The following is a 15439-nucleotide window of genomic DNA, read 5'->3' on the forward strand; positions in this document are numbered from 1 at the left end:
CTCAAGATTAACCCTGAGCGAAGTCGAAGGGTTGATTGCCTTCGTTCCTCCGGCAATCCGCTATCCCTCCCCACCCTGCTAACGCTGAGGGTGGGGACTCCCGCGATACGTTGATTCATAATTCATACTTTAGATCATGTCCAGCCAGATTGTTCGTAAAGCTGTAATTCCCGCCGCCGGATTTGGCACTCGTCTATTTCCAGCCACAAAGGTTGTGAAGAAAGAACTGTTTCCTATTATCGATCGCGATGGGCGAACTAAGCCAGTGATTTTGGCGATTGTGGAGGAAGCAAGGCGTGGCGGTATCGAAGAAATCGGGATTGTGGTGCAACCGAGCGATCGCGCCATTTTTGAGGCGTTCTTTAAAACTCCCCCTAAACAAGAACTCTGGGACAAACTCTCTGATGAAAATCAGGAGTATTGTCAGTATTTGCAAGAGTTGGGAGGGCGTATTACTATTTTGACCCAAGCGGAGCAAGAAGGCTACGGTCATGCGGTATTCTGTGCCAAAGATTGGGTGAATCCAGAGCCATTTTTACTGTTACTCGGCGATCATCTGTATGTCTCGGATACAGAGATTCCCTGTACTCGTCAGGTGCTAGAGATTTATGAAAAAATGGGTCAAAGTGTAATTGGTTTGACAGAAATGTCTGCCGAGATTATTCATAAAGCGGGTTGTGTGGCGGGAGTTTGGCAGGAGGTTAATTCAGTTTTAGCGGTGACACAAGTCTGTGAAAAACCCGATCTAGATTATGCGCGATCGCATCTGCGTGTGGAAGGGATGGCGGAGGATAAGTTTTTGGGGATTTTTGGCATGTATGTACTCAAGCCGAAAATCTTTGATATTCTCGCTGATAGTATTAACCAGAATCGGCGCTATAAGGGTGAATTTCAGTTAACCACTTGTTTGGATACCTTACGCCAAGACGAGGAATTGATTGGATATTGGGTCAAAGGGCGATATTTTGATACCGGAATGCCAGAATTTTATCGAGAAACCCTGATTAATTTTGGTCAGGATTATCGCTGTTCGTAGTTCGTAGTTTGTAGTAAGGGATGCGAGCCATTCATTCCTTATGAACCTAATTTTAAGGCACTTTAGTGCCTACTACAAACAGTGCGATCGCATAACCCAAGCAAGCACGAATATCCTCAATTTCTAAGTCTTGATAGTAGCATGTCGATACGGAGGGCGCATGTCGATGCGCCCCTACAGCGAATGCGTGCAGGTACAATAAACAAGAGAAAAGTTCCCCTTCTTTTACCCACCTTTCAAAGGGGGGCAAGGGGCGGGTTTAGTTAAGTTATCAGTGTGTAGCCATAAGTTATCTGTAAAACCCGCCCCTACAAATCCTCCATCATCCCATTCCTCCCCAAATCAACCGGGCTACCCAAAACGGCGCTAAACTCGCGATCGCGATCCAGTCACCCCAGTGTAAACGAAGCTGGTGCCATTGGACGCGATGCTGGTTAGGGCTGGTAAAGCCGCGCACCGTCATGGCTTTAGCAATTTGATCGGCTCGCATGAGTAGATTTTCTAATAACCGTTCCGTTACCATAATCCAAACTTGGGCGCTGCGGCGAACCCCTAACTTTTTCCAGTTAATCGCACGAGTCCGAATCGAACGGACTAAATTTTGGACTTCTTCCAAAACTAAGGGAATAAAACGCAAGGATAAGGTTAACGTCAGGGCAATTTCTGTAACCGGAATATTCAGACGCCGTAAGGGGAGCATGAGGCTTTCTAACCCGGCGGTAATTTCTTCTGGGGCGGTGGTGAGCAAGTAAAGATTGGTACTATAAATTAAGGTAAAAATTACCGTACTCACCCGAACCGCCAGATCTAATGAGCGACGGGTAATCGTCACCGGACCTGCTTCTAGGAGAATGTAGCTGTAGTCCGTCGGTTGGGGTAAATTGGTCAGGATAAGTGTTTCACTAAAAGAAGCCTCCCGAACCGATTCCCGCCCGATACCAAAGGGATTATACCAGGGTCTGGATTGAGACGATGCCTGCACGGAGGTTTCAGCAGACTCAGCCACGATAATGTCCGCCTCAGGAAGCCGAGGCTGATGATCAACCGCCAATCCATCGGGTGCGATCGCGGTGAGAATAAATACAAATACCGATAGCATCAGCAGCCAACCCATTTGCTGACGCCAAACCCGCAACGGAATAGCGGCTGAGAGGGTCAGCAAAATGAGCAGCACAACAACTGCCAAACGGCAATAGGGATTAGCTAATAAGGGTACTGCCAAAAAGCTCATTAACCAAATGAATTTTACCCGAGAATCCAGGTGATGTAGCCAAGTTACAGGTTGTTCCAGGTATAGCCCTAACGGGAGCGATCGCAGTAAGTCCATGGTTGGTCATTTGTCATTCGTCATTTGGACGGGTTTGAGGAATATTTATAGGACAAAAGACAATTAAACCCGAATTGCTCGATTAGCATTGCTGCTTTCAACCTCGCGGACTTTCTTCCCACGCCATAACAGACGCAAAGGTGTACCTATAAAACCCAGTTGTTGACGAAATTGACGCTCAATATAGCGGCGATAGTTGTCGTTAAACCGTTTCGGATCATTGACAAATAGGGCAATCGTTGGCGGTTTACTTTTGACCTGAGTACCGTAGTAAATTTTGCCTTGGCGCCCTTGGCGGTTGGTGGGAGGTGAATGCCAATTAATGGCTTCTTGGAGGACTTCATTAATCACAGACGTACTGACGCGGCGCTGGTGTTGTTCGGCGACACTATCCACTAAATCCAGAATTTTGTCTACTCGTTTTCCCGTCAAGGCGCTGACAAAAATCATTGGCGCCCATTCGATAAAGTAGAGGCGGTCTTGAATCAGTTTTTCCTGTTCGTAGATCGTATAGGTATCTTTTTCAACCGCATCCCATTTATTTACCAAAATCACCGCCGCCCGTCCGTCTTCAGCAATGCGTCCGGCTAGTTTTTGGTCTTGTTCGGTGACACCATCTAGGGCATCAACAACGAACAGAACCACATCGGAACGGCGAATGGCTTTGAAGGCTCGATTAATGCCAAAAAATTCCGGTCCATATTCGACATTTTTCTTCCGGCGAATCCCTGCCGTATCAATGAGACGATAGGTTTGGGGTGCACTCCCAGTTTCTGGATTACCGGGGCGTTCGACGACCATATCAATAGCATCGCGGGTAGTACCGGAAATGGCACTGACGATCGCGCGTTTTTCTCCGGTTAGGGCATTTAATAGGCTGGACTTACCCACATTCGGACGCCCGACAATAGCGACGTTGATTTCTGAGGTGTCGGGAAGCATTCCCACCGTGGGCAAATAGGTAATCAGTTGATCCAGGAGTTCCCCGGTGCCTCCACCGTGAATCGCGGAGACGGGAAAGGGTTCGCCTAAACCAAGTTCCCAAAACTCAGCGGCTTGGATCAGTCCTTGTTGGGGGGATTCACACTTGTTTACAGCCAGGACAACGGGGACAGGGTGATGGCGTAGCCAATCTGCGATCGCGTGATCGGCGGCGGTGGAACCCATTTGACCATCGACCACTAATATAGCGGCACTGGCTTCGCTCAGGGCTGCCATTGCCTGTTCTCGAATCAGGGGCAAAAATTCGGTATCATCATCAAAAACCAGGCCCCCCGTGTCTACAACCACGTAATCGCGGTCTTGCCAGAAGGCTGGACGATAGGTGCGATCGCGCGTGACTCCCGGTTGATCATGGACAATCGCATCCATCACCCCTGCCAACCGATTGACAAGGGTTGATTTGCCCACATTAGGGCGTCCGATTACAGCAACTACTGGCAAAACCATCGTCCTTATCCCCCTTACTTATAGGAAGCGTTATGCTTCAGTCTTCTTATTGTAGCGAGGTTAGGGGTAGTGACAGGGGAGATGTTCATTGGTCATCGTTGGTAAAAGACTCGCTATTCGACCTTCAAGAATGTCATCAAGCTTATGGACAACGTGATGAGTCTTATTCATCTTTTGCGTTTTGGTAAACTTGTGGACGGCGAGGAAATTAGCTACTAATAGCTGACTTTTCACCGGAAGTCTCGAAACCGGCACAAGGATTATTAAACCGATGTTCTAGGGGCTAAAGTTCTGGGAGCTTGGGCAATTTCCCGATAATGCCGATATAATTTTCTAGTTTAGGAAGGCTGCATTTTTAAATGAACTTAGATTGGATTACCCCAGCAAAGCGTCTGAGCGCACTGCCCCCCTATGTGTTTGCTCGTTTGGATGAACTCAAAGCCCGTGCCCGTGAGCAAGGGTTGGATTTAATTGATTTAGGGATGGGGAATCCTGACGGTTCAGCACCTGCACCAGTTATTGAAGCAGCCATCAAAGCCCTAAATTATCCGAGTAACCACGGCTATCCCCCCTTTGAAGGCACAGCGAATTTTCGCCGAGCCATTACCAGTTGGTATCACCGCCGCTATCAGGTTACTCTCGATCCCGATAGTGAAGCCCTACCCCTGTTGGGTTCTAAGGAAGGATTGACTCACCTTGCCCTAGCTTATGTCAATCCAGGGGATTTGGTCTTAGTGCCGAGTCCAGCTTATCCGGCTCATTTCCGAGGTCCCCTGATTGCTGGGGCAGAAATTCACAGTATGATTCTCAAGGCGGAAAATGATTGGCTAATTGATTTAGCCGCTATTCCTGACGAGATTGCCGAACGGGCAAAGATTCTCTATTTTAACTATCCGAGTAATCCGACAACGGCGACGGCTCCCCGTGAGTTTTTTGAGGAGATTGTTGCCTTTGCCCGTCGTTACTCGATTCTGTTGGTGCATGATCTATGTTACGCGGAACTGGCATTTGATGGCTATCAACCGACGAGTTTATTAGAAATTCCTGGCGCGAAGGAAATTGGCGTGGAATTTCATACGTTATCAAAAACTTATAATATGGCAGGTTGGCGGGTGGGATTTGTTGTCGGAAATCGCCATATTATTCAAGGATTACGGACGTTAAAGACGAATTTAGATTACGGAATTTTTGCCGTATTACAAACAGCCGCAGAAACGGCATTGGATTTACCAGATAGTTATGTGCATCAGGTACAAGAACGGTACTGTCGCCGCCGAGATTTTTTGATTCAAGGGTTAGCTGAATTGGGGTGGAAGATTCCCAAATCAAAGGCGACGATGTATTTATGGGTTCCTTGTCCATCGGGTCACAATTCAACGGATTTTGCATTGGATGTCTTGCAGCAAACGGGTGTGGTGGTAACGCCGGGAAATGCCTTTGGTGTCGGCGGTGAAGGGTATGTGCGGGTAAGTTTGATTGCTGAGTGCGATCGCTTGGCTGAGGTATTGCGACGTCTCAAGCAAGCCGGGATTCGCTATCAAGCCGAACCTGTAGCATCTGGAGGGGGGTAGAGAAGATGAGGGAGATGGGGTATTCGTAGGGGCTCTCGCATTCGCGCCCAAATCTATCGGTTTTCTATTCACATCTCAACGCGAATGCTTCGCCCAATCCCCATCGAGAAGATGGGGAAGCCATGTAGAGTGATGACAGTCGTAGGGGCGGGTTTGACAGCTATCGTTTCCGTTGCACCCATAAGTAACTAAACCCGCCCCGACTAAATGACGAATGACAACGAGTGTCAAGTTTTATTACAAAAATGAACGGTTGTAGGGGTCAAGTGAACCGACTTATGAGACAATTCACGAATATCACCCACTAGCACAACAATCATCGTACTCAAGTATGATAGTTGTGACTTCGCTGGTCAGTGCCGCATTTGTTTTGTGCCATGTCTACACAATCAATGGCGTATTCAACTGACAAGTTGGTGTTTTTTGCGGGTTTAAGGTGCGATACGTTCTGAAGGAACAGGCTTCGCCAACGCGCTCGGAATGCATTATTCAAGAGGCGAGCAAGCCACCGTAGGGGCTTGGTGACCAAGCCCTCAATCAACTCACGGTTATTGCCGTTTGAGTAACTCATTGCTGACAAGGAATTTCTTGTTCCTATGTCCAAAATTGTGATGGGTTTTTAGGGGTTTTCTATATAAGTTAGACAACTCAGATGAAGTTGCCATTAATGATTCCATAGTTTTAAAGAAATTGAAGAATGTTTATCTAAATCATTTGTACAAATAAGAGAGGGTAGGTTTTGATGCTGAATAGGCGTGAAAAAGCCTGTAAATCAAGCTTTTCAGCTTATAAATTTGGGTTTTGTGGGTTAGATGGATCTGTACAACTCAAATGGAATTTATAGATATATAAATCTTCAATCGGTTGTAGTAATTTAAGAACGCGATCAAGACTAGGCTTGGGTTTCAAGTCGCTAAGCTATCACTATCTGTCGATATATAATTTTTTTTAATAACTCAAAAGGTTGTCAAGGATATTTAGAGATGCTATAAAAAGTATATGAAATTCAATCCTGTCAAAAAAAAGATAAATGATAACTAAAAAACAATACCAGAAGTACTGGTTAAAATAGCCAAATAATAGCTAGTTAAAGACCTTTAAGCGCCAATGGCGTTGACAGTTTATATTCAATCTATCCGAGTCGTTTAGGGGGTGTGGGGCGACCGAACTAACTAAATAGGTTGATAAAAATAAACCCACCTATATTAGTTGTGTAAATAGCCCTCAAATACAAATGACTTAGGTTGCTTCTCAAGGGTAGCGAGTATGACAAATGACGATCCCCACCGTTCACTTTAATTGTCCCCACCGACTTAACTGATTTATGTCTGCTGTTTTGGCGATACCCGCATTGCCGGAGTTGATGGCGATGACCCAGGGTGACAAGGATATTTGCATTGCCGTGTTGGATGGACCGGTTGACCAAACCCATCCCTGCTTTGCCGACAAAGCCCTGACGCGCTTGCCGTCTCTGGTGAATGAGGAGGCTCATCCCGATGGCAATATGTCGGTTCACGGTACTCATGTTTCCAGCATTATCTTGGGTCAACCGGGGAGTCCGGTGACCGGGATTGCACCGCAATGCAAAGGGGTGATTGTCCCCATCTTTTCCGATAGTCGCCGCCGTGTATCGCAGTTAGACTTGGCGCGGGGCATTGAGCGGGCAGTGAACGCCGGAGCGCACGTCATCAACATTAGTGGGGGTCAACTCACGGATTTTGGGGAAGCCGATGGCTGGCTGGAGAATGCGGTGCGCTTATGTGAGCAGCAAAATGTCTTGCTGGTGGCGGCGGCGGGTAACAATGGTTGCGAATGTCTCCATGTCCCCGCTGCCCTGCCCGCTGCCCTGGCTGTTGGCGCCATGGATGCCAACGGCAAGCCCTTGGACTTTAGTAACTGGGGTGACACCTATAAAACCCAAGGCATCCTTGCCCTCGGCAAAGATGTCTTGGGGGCAAAACCCGGTGGGGGAACTCAGACGCTGAGTGGTACGAGCTTTGCCACGCCGATTGTGTCGGGGGTGGCGGCACTGCTGCTAAGTCTGCAACGGGAACGGGGGGAAACCCCTGACCCCCAAAGAGTGCGTCAAGTGTTGTTGCAGAGTGCATTGCCCTGCGACTTTGACCTGCCCCCTGATGCCGAGCGGTGTCTGGCGGGCAAACTCAACATATCTGGAGCTGTAACGTTACTAACAGGAGGAACTATGCCAGAGGAACTTGCATCAGCCGTTGATGCAGCCACCGTTGATGCAGCAGGCGTGGAAGGCGCAGGTTGCGGTTGTGGGGGGGGATTGACGAGTGGGACGGAAGCCCCAAGCGCTGAGCCAGCCCCGTCTTCACCCCCAGGGGCAATGCCCACAAATACTCCCAACCTGCAAAACCTGATGAATTCTGTACCCCAACCCCCTGCTATGCCCACTATGCCAAATCTTACTGCTCATTCCGTTACTGCCAGCGAAGCCCCCAGCGAGATCCCCTCTCTCGGTGAAGTCGTCTATGTTTTGGGAACTCTAGGCTATGACTTCGGCACAGAAGCCCGTCGGGACTCATTTAAGCAACTGATGCCACCCTTTGACTTTCAGGGGACGATGGTGCCGGCAAACCCCTACGATGCCCGCCAGATGGTGGACTATCTGGGAGATAATATGTCGGAAGCGCGATCGCTGATTTGGACGCTTAATATTGAACTGACTCCAGTTTATGCGATCGCGCCCACGGGTCCGTTTGCTGCCGATGCCTACCGCGCCCTCCAGGAACTTTTGGCGGGTCAAATCCAAGCTGAAAATGATGCTGAATACGTGGAGCGGGTCAGCATTCCGGGTATTTTAACCAAGCGCACGGTTAAGCTCTTTTCCGGTCAAGTTATCCCGGTGATTGAACCTCTGGGAACCCGAGGCATTTACGGCTGGAAGGTGAACAACTTGGTGAGTGCGGCGATGGAAGCCGTACAAACTGAACCTGGGACTGCCGACGAAGATCGCATCCGTCAGACGTTGGATGGCTTCCTCAACCGCATCTACTACGATCTCCGCAACTTGGGTACCACCTCCCAAGACCGCGCCCTCAACTTCGCTGTTACCAACGCCTTCCAAGCGGCGCAAACCTTCAGCCAAGCCGTTGCTGTGGGGATGGAACTCGATAGTGTCACCGTAGAGAAAAGTCCCTTCTGTCGTCTGGATAGTGACTGTTGGGATGTGAAGCTGAAATTCTTCGACCCGGAAAATAATCGTCGAGCCAAGAAGATTTTCCGATTTACGATTGATGTAAGTGACCTGGTTCCGGTTACCTTGGGCGAAGTCCGTTCCTGGTCTTCCCCTTACTAAGGGACAGCCAAATTTGGGTGAGGGTTGGGCTTATTGTTGTAGGGGTACGGCAGTACTCATTGTTGTCAACTTAAGCTAAAAAAGAAAGCAATAGCTTGATATCACCCCACCCTAACCCTCCCCTTTTAAAGGGGAGGGAACCGGAAGGGAAAAAGAACGGCTTTGATTTCCCCCCTTAATAAGGGGGGACTAAGGGGGGTTAAAAGGAGATTTGACGAGATTCAACGTCTCACAAGGAACGCTTTTAACCTTACGTTGACACCAATAGGCAGTGCCGTGTCCCGACGATAAATGCCGAACCCTACACCGCTGTTCACTCTATACGTTAAATGTGGAGGATTTTCAACCATGCGACTACCTGTATTGTCTCCCCCGGTCAAACGACCCCATTTCGTCCAGCCAGCACTATGCGTGGATGTGGAAAATGGTCGGCTCGAAGATTTAGTGCATATTCGCATGGATTTGCTCCATGGCGCTAACTATAACGATCCTGCCGCCTATGCCAACCGCAGTTTTAACCAAGTGATGCACTCAAGTGCCAGCTCAGGCTGGGGTGGCTTTGGCGGAATGGGAAGCTTCTTTTAATCGGTTAATGGTTTGAAAGTTTAGCACGTCCAAAAGCAAGCACCGTGGCGGCTGAAACCTAGGGATAGTTCTGACTTTTCACCCAATCTGGCGCAATGTGAGTGTTCCATTGCGTAGGGGCGGGTTTCACGACTATCTTTTCGGTGACACCCGGATGTAACTAAACCCGCCCCGACTCAGGTTTGACGACTTCCCGTGAAAAGTCAGAATCATCTGTGGTAGCCAGACCCCTATCTATAAGGAGATTAACATGAGCAAGAAATCGACCAGTCAACCATCTGAAGATCAGGCGCCAGAAGCCCCTCCAGCCAACGAGAAGCCTACGCCTGAACCCCCAAAGTCCTACGTGCCAACGTCGATGACCGGACTGCAAGACTACTCCTATTGGTGGGACTACGCTAGGGAGGAGGCAAAAAAATCCGGGAGCAAATCCAAGTCTTTCCGCCGGGGGCGTATCTGGGCTTAACCGAATGGCACGCTTAGATGAGGCTGGTGGGCAATGCCCACCCTACGGGATATCAAAGGTTTTGGCTGAGTCGGGGCGGGTTTAGTTACTTAGGGTTGCAACCGAAAAGATAGTGGTGAAACCCGCCCCTACACAATTCACACTCACCTTGTGCCACATACGGTGAAAAGTCAGCCCCACCTTCCTTACCTTTTCCACCTTCTGCCTTCTTGCACTCACACTTCATTACTGACTGTTCGCGCTATGGAATCCACTACACTGCCCCAAATTAAGCCCCACTTCCATGTGGAGATCATCGAGCCGAAGCAGGTGTATCTCCTGGGTGAACAGGGCAATCACGCCCTCACCGGACAACTCTATTGCCAGATTCTGCCCCTGTTAAATGGGCAATACACTATCGAGCAGATTGTCCAAAAGCTGGATGGGGAAGTCCCCCCAGACTACATCGACTATGTGCTAAATCGCTTGGCAGAGAAGGGGTATCTCACCGAAGCGGCGCCGGAGCTATCTTCAGAGGTGGCGGCATTTTGGAGTGAGTTAGGGATTGCCCCGCCTGTGGCGGAACAGGGGCTACGGCAGTCGGTGACGCTGACAACGGTGGGTCAGGCTATTAGTGAGGTGACGGTGGCGGCGCTGAAAGCCGCGCTGGGGGACGTGGGCATTTCCGTGGCAACTGCCACAGACGCGGGTTCGCCAACGGCACTGAATGTTGTCTTAACCGATGACTATTTGCAACCGGAACTGGCGACGATTAACCAGCAGGCTTTAGAGCGTCAGCAACCCTGGCTGCTCGTGAAGCCGGTGGGTAGTGTCCTGTGGCTGGGTCCTGTGTTTGTGCCGGGGAAGACGGGGTGTTGGCACTGTCTTGCCCATCCTCTCCGGGGCAACCGGGAAGTGGAGTCCTCGGTGTTGCGGCAAAAACAGGCACAACAGCAGCGTAATGGTGAGAATGGGCAGGGGATGCTGGGTTGCTTTCCCACAGCACGGGCGACGCTGCCCTCGACTCGGCAAACGGGGTTACAGTTGGCGGCGACGGAGATTGCCAAGTGGGTGGTTAAGCACTATATCAATACCACGACATCGGAAACGGCAGGCTTCCCCACCCTAGAGGGTACGATTATCACGTTCAACCAGACAATTCTGGAGTTGAAACGCCATATCCTGATTAAGCGTCCCCAATGTCCCACCTGTGGAGACCCCAAAATCTTGCAACGGCGGGGGTTTGAGCCGCTCAAACTAGAGTCGCGCCCCAAGCAGTTCACCAGCGATGGCGGTCATCGCGCCACTACCCCAGAACAGACGGTGCAGAGATACCAGCATTTAATTAGTCCCGTGACGGGGGTGGTGACGGAACTGGTGCGGATTTCTGACCCCGCGAATCCCTTGGTTCATACTTACAAGGCAGGGCATAGCTTCGGCAGTGCCACCTCCCTACGGGGACTACGGAATACATTGAAACACAAGAGTTCCGGTAAGGGTAAAACTGATAGCCAATCCCGGGCGAGTGGGTTGTGTGAGGCAGTGGAACGGTATTCGGGGATCTTTCAGGGAGATGAACCCCGGAAACGGGCTACCCTGGCTGAGTTGAGAGACTTGGCGATTCATCCTGAGCGGTGTTTGTGCTTTAGTGAGGCGCAATATGCCAATCGGGACGAGTTAAATGCCCAGGGTTCAGCCGCCGCCTATCGCTGGATTCCTAATCGGTTTGATGCAAGTCAAGCGATTGACTGGACACCAGTTTGGTCGTTGACACAGCAGCAGCACAAATATCTCCCCACTGCCTTTTGCTACTACCTCTACCCCATGCCAGACGCCGAGCGCTTCTGTAAGGCGGATTCCAATGGGAATGCTACAGGCAATACCTTGGAAGAGGCAATTTTGCAAGGGTTTCTGGAATTGGTGGAGCGCGACAGTGTAGCGCTGTGGTGGTACAACCAATTGATCCGCCCTGGGGTAGATTTGAGCAGCTTTGATGAGCCGTATTTTATCCAGTTGCAGCAGTTCTACCGAAAACAGAACCGGGAAATCTGGGTGCTGGATTTGACGGCGGACACGGGGATTCCGGCATTTGCGGGTTTGTCCTATCGCACGGTGGGAACAGAGCGAATCGCGATTGGCTTTGGCGCTCACCTTGACCCGAAAATTGCCATTCTTCGCGCCCTGACTGAGGTGAATCAAATTGGGCTGGAACTGGACAAAATTCCTGACGATAAGCTTCAGGGTGAGTCGAAAGACTGGCTGCTACAAGTGACTCGAGCTAGTCATCCCTGTTTAGTTCCAGATGCATCCCAGCCGCTGAAGACTGCCCAGGATTACCCCAAACGCTGGAGTGATGACATCTATACCGATGTGATGACTTGTGTAGAGATTGCCCAAGGGGTAGGGCTAGAAACCCTGGTGCTAGACCAGACACGACCGGATATCGGGTTGAATGTGGTCAAGGTGATTATACCGGGAATGCGAGGCTTATGGTTGCGGTTGGGTTCAGGGCGACTCTATGACGTGCCAGTGAAGCTGGGGTGGCGAACGGTGCCCCTGGCTGAAGCAGAGATGAACCCGATGACGATACCGTTTTAGTTCGTAGTGAGCGCTTTAGCGCCTCCCATCTTGCCACATCACGCCGAATTTGGGTGGCTGAAAATTGGCATCCACCAAATATTTAAGAATTTGATTGGCAACTGATCATTCCCTTCAAACCAGGTGCCAACTAACAAGCTTCGCCGAAAGGTGGAAGGGGACTAACCCACCCTAACGGGTTAATAAAGTAAACAACAACATGAGGATTACTCAATGGATAAGAAAAACATTCTGCCCCAACAAGGCAAGCCCGTGTTCCGTACCACCACGGGTAAACTCCCCAGCTACTTGGCTGAACTCTCCGAGGAAGCTCTCGGTGATGCTGGTGTAGGTGCGTCTGCAAGTATATGTGCGTGCGCCTACGATGGTGCGGAAGCGTCTGCAACTGCATGTGCGTGCGCCTACGATGGTGCGGAAGCGTCTGCAACTGCATGTGCGTGCGCCTACGAATAAGGATATACGGTTTAGATCACTTGAGTGGCACGAGAGTTAACCTCCAGTTGCCATCGCCGTGATTTCCTAGACTGTGCGTTGTTGACGAGGTTAAAGATGTTGAATTGCGCTCAAAACTTTACTTGATCCTGAGTTTTGTTAGCTTTCTTCATCTACCTCGTCTTCTTTTAAGTCTTTGGGCTGATCGCAAGGCAATCCTTACTCTTTTTTAGAGTTAGGCACTCTATTGAGATTAGCAACAAAAATGATAGTGAGGCAATCCATCGCGTTTTCAGTTGAGTTGGTAACCCCACCCCTGCCCTCCCCGGGCTAAGGGGAGAAATTGACAAGGGTAAAGTTTCTACGTTTCATTGGGAAATACTATATCTGACTAAGACTATGACCCTAATTTCTCGGCTACAACAGAATCAGCTCAAAAACCGCCGTCTTCAGTTTGTCCGAACTCATCAAGAGGCTTTTGATGTTGAGCCAACCTTCCCTCTTCCTCTTTTTGAACAGGCTATTCTGGAGATCGAAGGGTCTTGTTGTGTGGAATCCTCTTGCCAAGTTGAAGGGGGGCGACTGCTAGCCGGACGTTATGAGGTTTGTAACGATCAGGGAACGACGTGGCCCGAATCCCTAACTCATGCGTTTAAGCTATTAGATAAGGTTGATAACCGGTTAGGCGTTCGTATTAATCGAAACGCGTTTGAGCAGTTTGCCGCAGCACATAGTGGCTCTGGCAAAATTATGAATAATACGATTGGCATTCACTTGGGTTCAAAGCTTGAAGATTCCAGTGTGATGCTGTATATCCATATCGAAAACGACGAAGATCCTGAAGAATTAGCCAGAACCGCGATCGCTCTTGATGGTGGTTACTACTCAGATGAATTAACACAGGTACTGATTAGAGATACGATGGTAATTGGCTTTGAACTTTTCTTTGATGGTCGTAGTCGAGTCGATATAGGTCCAGTTGCTCCAGCACAGCCAGGAGCATTAGGAACCCGAGGAAAGTATCTTACTCCCTACATACAAAAATACTTTTCACAGAAAGTAAATTATATTTTCAGGGGATCTTATCTGCTGATGCCATGCTTCTCTAAAGCCTATGCCAAGCCACTCTTATTTTTTTATTTCACAAAAATAAAAGACATACCAAAATACTTTCTATTTAACAGCATAGGTGATCGAATCTATGATTTTTGTCAAAGTCAAAGTTGCATCATAGATGCGGCTGTTGCTGTGACAGAGCAAGAGTTAGAGAAGAGTCGATTAGAAAATTTTTGTTTCTACTACGATCAACGTGACGAGTGTCAACCGCATCCGGATTATGACTTTTCTTGAACATGACTCTGACAAGGCGATCAAAACAGGATCATGTCACCTTTGTAGTGGCGTGGCACACCGAATTTGGTGGATTAGCCTTACATCCAGGAATTGTAGGGGCGCACGGCGTGCGCCCAGAAAATCGTCAAATCTATTCCACAATTTTAGCTGTGTCACGCCAGTAGGTTGGGTTGAGGAACGAAACCCAACAGGCATACGATGGTGTTGGGTTTCGCTTGCGCTCTACCCAACCTACGAGAATATTTTGTGCAAAACTGACATGCTCCCATCAAAACTGAAAACGACTATAGCAATTCTCAGTTTGACTAGGTTCGGTAAGGGCGCAAGCCTTGCGCCCCTACATTTTGGTTTACCTCACATATACCTCTATCGTATGATGTCCGGCTGTCTCACCCATAATAAAAATGTACGGGCTCCATAACCCAGTCCCCTACTCCCCCTCTTGCCACAACGCGATGATTTAAAACTATTCTTTTCCTACTCTTCCTCTAATGCTTGCTGCTGCGTTGAAAATCGTTGAATCCGTCTTTGAATATCGCCTAAAATACTTTCTACCTCGTTTAAATCACTTGCCAATAAATAGTCTGATAAAATGTTAATAACTAAATCTAAATCAACTGAATAGTTTAACAGCAATAAAAGGATATCATTTTCATAAATGCTGGCGCGACTAAATTGTCCTTGACGATAGAGAGATGGTAATGCATAACACTTTAAAACTAGGAGTCCTATCACTGTGACACAGCGAACTTGTCGGTTGCCGAAGCTCTGTTCTGTTACAAAGTCTTGCGATAGTTGTCGGAAGAGTTGGTTTTTGGTTAATAACAGGTCAACTTGTAATCCCTCAAATGTTCCCCGAATGAAATCTTTATTTTCATTTTGGATACCAATCTCTGGTAAACTATCAAGATCAGCCCGATCTAGGATTAGATCAATATCTTGGGTATTGCGACCTTCCACATAGCTGAGTAAAGCTACCCCACCAACCAATACATAAGGAATCTCTCGTTCATTCAGCCTATCAAATAATTGTTCAACCGTCTGAAAAAAATCATAACCGTCTGACATTAAACTGCTCCAATTCTTAACATCAAATAAAATTCCATTTCTGATAATTTCACCGATCGCGGCTGCCATAATATTTCTCCTTTAAGTTATAAAATATATGTCAGATCGTCTCTCCCTTACCCTTTTTGATCCCCCCCAGCCCCCCTTTAAAAGGCTACGGTACACTGAACAAATCCTGAGATCCCCCCTAGCCCCCCTTAATAAGGGGGGAACCGGAGTCAAAGTTCCTCTTCATCAGGGGGGAACTGGAGTC

13 protein-coding genes are annotated in these 15439 nt (G+C 48.7%); 9 read left to right on the forward strand and 4 right to left on the reverse strand.

The window, feature by feature from the left end; genetic code table 11:
- Positions 1–136: 136 nt before the first annotated feature.
- On the forward strand, positions 137–1036 hold the full coding sequence (locus ACLGGO_RS09435; protein WP_446419108.1) for a sugar phosphate nucleotidyltransferase: 900 nt from the start codon (positions 137–139) through the stop codon (positions 1034–1036).
- Positions 1037–1358: 322 nt separating this feature from the next.
- On the opposite strand, the gene ACLGGO_RS09440 is transcribed toward ACLGGO_RS09435, so the two are convergent.
- Both ACLGGO_RS09440 and der read right to left on the reverse strand, forming a co-directional pair.
- A complete protein-coding gene (locus ACLGGO_RS09440; protein WP_446419109.1) occupies positions 1359–2363 on the reverse strand; it encodes an energy-coupling factor transporter transmembrane component T family protein in 1005 nt (334 codons plus the stop codon).
- Positions 2364–2426: 63 nt separating this feature from the next.
- Positions 2427–3812, reverse strand: a complete 1386-nt coding sequence (gene der / locus ACLGGO_RS09445) for a ribosome biogenesis GTPase Der (protein ID WP_446338297.1) — start codon at positions 3810–3812, stop codon at positions 2427–2429.
- A gap of 359 nt (positions 3813–4171) precedes the next feature.
- On the opposite strand from der, the gene ACLGGO_RS09450 reads away from it, so the two are divergent.
- Positions 4172–5383, forward strand: coding sequence for an aspartate aminotransferase (locus ACLGGO_RS09450; protein ID WP_446419110.1), 1212 nt, complete (start codon positions 4172–4174; stop codon positions 5381–5383).
- A 75-nt stretch (positions 5384–5458) separates the two neighbouring features.
- Here the strand turns inward: ACLGGO_RS09450 and ACLGGO_RS09455 are convergent, their stop codons facing one another.
- Positions 5459–5614 (reverse strand): hypothetical protein, encoded by a 156-nt coding sequence (locus tag ACLGGO_RS09455; RefSeq protein WP_446338295.1) that lies wholly within the window; start codon positions 5612–5614, stop codon positions 5459–5461.
- Positions 5615–6707: 1093 nt separating this feature from the next.
- Here ACLGGO_RS09455 and ACLGGO_RS09460 point away from each other — a divergent pair.
- The 7 genes from ACLGGO_RS09460 to ACLGGO_RS09490 all read left to right on the forward strand — a co-directional run bounded on the left by ACLGGO_RS09460 (position 6708) and on the right by ACLGGO_RS09490 (position 14282).
- Positions 6708–8705 carry a S8 family peptidase gene (locus ACLGGO_RS09460; RefSeq protein WP_446419111.1) on the forward strand — a complete coding sequence of 666 codons (1998 nt, stop codon included), beginning with the start codon at positions 6708–6710 and terminating at the stop codon, positions 8703–8705.
- Between the two features lie 348 nt (positions 8706–9053).
- Positions 9054–9290 (forward strand): cyanobactin biosynthesis system PatB/AcyB/McaB family protein, encoded by a 237-nt coding sequence (locus ACLGGO_RS09465; RefSeq protein WP_446354951.1) that lies wholly within the window; start codon positions 9054–9056, stop codon positions 9288–9290.
- Positions 9291–9540: 250 nt separating this feature from the next.
- Positions 9541–9756, forward strand: a complete 216-nt coding sequence (locus ACLGGO_RS09470) for a cyanobactin biosynthesis PatC/TenC/TruC family protein (RefSeq protein ID WP_446419112.1) — start codon at positions 9541–9543, stop codon at positions 9754–9756.
- Between the two features lie 243 nt (positions 9757–9999).
- Entirely contained in the window at positions 10000–12333 is a 2334-nt protein-coding gene (locus ACLGGO_RS09475) for a TOMM precursor leader peptide-binding protein (RefSeq protein WP_446419113.1), read from the forward strand.
- Positions 12334–12546: 213 nt separating this feature from the next.
- Positions 12547–12786 carry a microcyclamide/patellamide family RiPP gene (locus ACLGGO_RS09480; protein ID WP_446419114.1) on the forward strand — a complete coding sequence of 80 codons (240 nt, stop codon included), beginning with the start codon at positions 12547–12549 and terminating at the stop codon, positions 12784–12786.
- A gap of 378 nt (positions 12787–13164) precedes the next feature.
- Positions 13165–14115, forward strand: coding sequence for a LynF/TruF/PatF family peptide O-prenyltransferase (locus ACLGGO_RS09485; RefSeq protein ID WP_446419115.1), 951 nt, complete (start codon positions 13165–13167; stop codon positions 14113–14115).
- A 2-nt stretch (positions 14116–14117) separates the two neighbouring features.
- Positions 14118–14282: a hypothetical protein gene (locus tag ACLGGO_RS09490; protein WP_446419116.1), complete on the forward strand. Its 165-nt coding sequence runs from the start codon at positions 14118–14120 to the stop codon at positions 14280–14282.
- A gap of 313 nt (positions 14283–14595) precedes the next feature.
- Here the strand turns inward: ACLGGO_RS09490 and ACLGGO_RS09495 are convergent, their stop codons facing one another.
- Positions 14596–15255 carry a hypothetical protein gene (locus ACLGGO_RS09495; protein WP_446419117.1) on the reverse strand — a complete coding sequence of 220 codons (660 nt, stop codon included), beginning with the start codon at positions 15253–15255 and terminating at the stop codon, positions 14596–14598.
- Between the last annotated feature and the right edge of the window lie 184 nt (positions 15256–15439).

The sequence above is a fragment of the Coleofasciculus sp. genome (assembly GCF_046565525.1).
In the GTDB taxonomy this organism is placed as follows: Bacteria; Cyanobacteriota; Cyanobacteriia; order Cyanobacteriales; family Coleofasciculaceae; genus Coleofasciculus.

What these genes read in the sequence shown, in the direction of transcription:
- ACLGGO_RS09435 (WP_446419108.1), top strand. Translation starts at nt 137, where the DNA reads ATGTCCAGCCAGATTGTTCGTAAAGCTGTAATTCCCGCCGCCGGATTT.
- ACLGGO_RS09440 (WP_446419109.1), bottom strand. Translation starts at nt 2,363, where the DNA reads ATGGACTTACTGCGATCGCTCCCGTTAGGGCTATACCTGGAACAACCT.
- der (WP_446338297.1), bottom strand. Translation starts at nt 3,812, where the DNA reads ATGGTTTTGCCAGTAGTTGCTGTAATCGGACGCCCTAATGTGGGCAAA.
- ACLGGO_RS09450 (WP_446419110.1), top strand. Translation starts at nt 4,172, where the DNA reads ATGAACTTAGATTGGATTACCCCAGCAAAGCGTCTGAGCGCACTGCCC.
- ACLGGO_RS09460 (WP_446419111.1), top strand. Translation starts at nt 6,708, where the DNA reads ATGTCTGCTGTTTTGGCGATACCCGCATTGCCGGAGTTGATGGCGATG.
- ACLGGO_RS09465 (WP_446354951.1), top strand. Translation starts at nt 9,054, where the DNA reads ATGCGACTACCTGTATTGTCTCCCCCGGTCAAACGACCCCATTTCGTC.
- ACLGGO_RS09470 (WP_446419112.1), top strand. Translation starts at nt 9,541, where the DNA reads ATGAGCAAGAAATCGACCAGTCAACCATCTGAAGATCAGGCGCCAGAA.
- ACLGGO_RS09475 (WP_446419113.1), top strand. Translation starts at nt 10,000, where the DNA reads ATGGAATCCACTACACTGCCCCAAATTAAGCCCCACTTCCATGTGGAG.
- ACLGGO_RS09480 (WP_446419114.1), top strand. Translation starts at nt 12,547, where the DNA reads ATGGATAAGAAAAACATTCTGCCCCAACAAGGCAAGCCCGTGTTCCGT.
- ACLGGO_RS09485 (WP_446419115.1), top strand. Translation starts at nt 13,165, where the DNA reads ATGACCCTAATTTCTCGGCTACAACAGAATCAGCTCAAAAACCGCCGT.
- ACLGGO_RS09490 (WP_446419116.1), top strand. Translation starts at nt 14,118, where the DNA reads ATGACTCTGACAAGGCGATCAAAACAGGATCATGTCACCTTTGTAGTG.
- ACLGGO_RS09495 (WP_446419117.1), bottom strand. Translation starts at nt 15,255, where the DNA reads ATGGCAGCCGCGATCGGTGAAATTATCAGAAATGGAATTTTATTTGAT.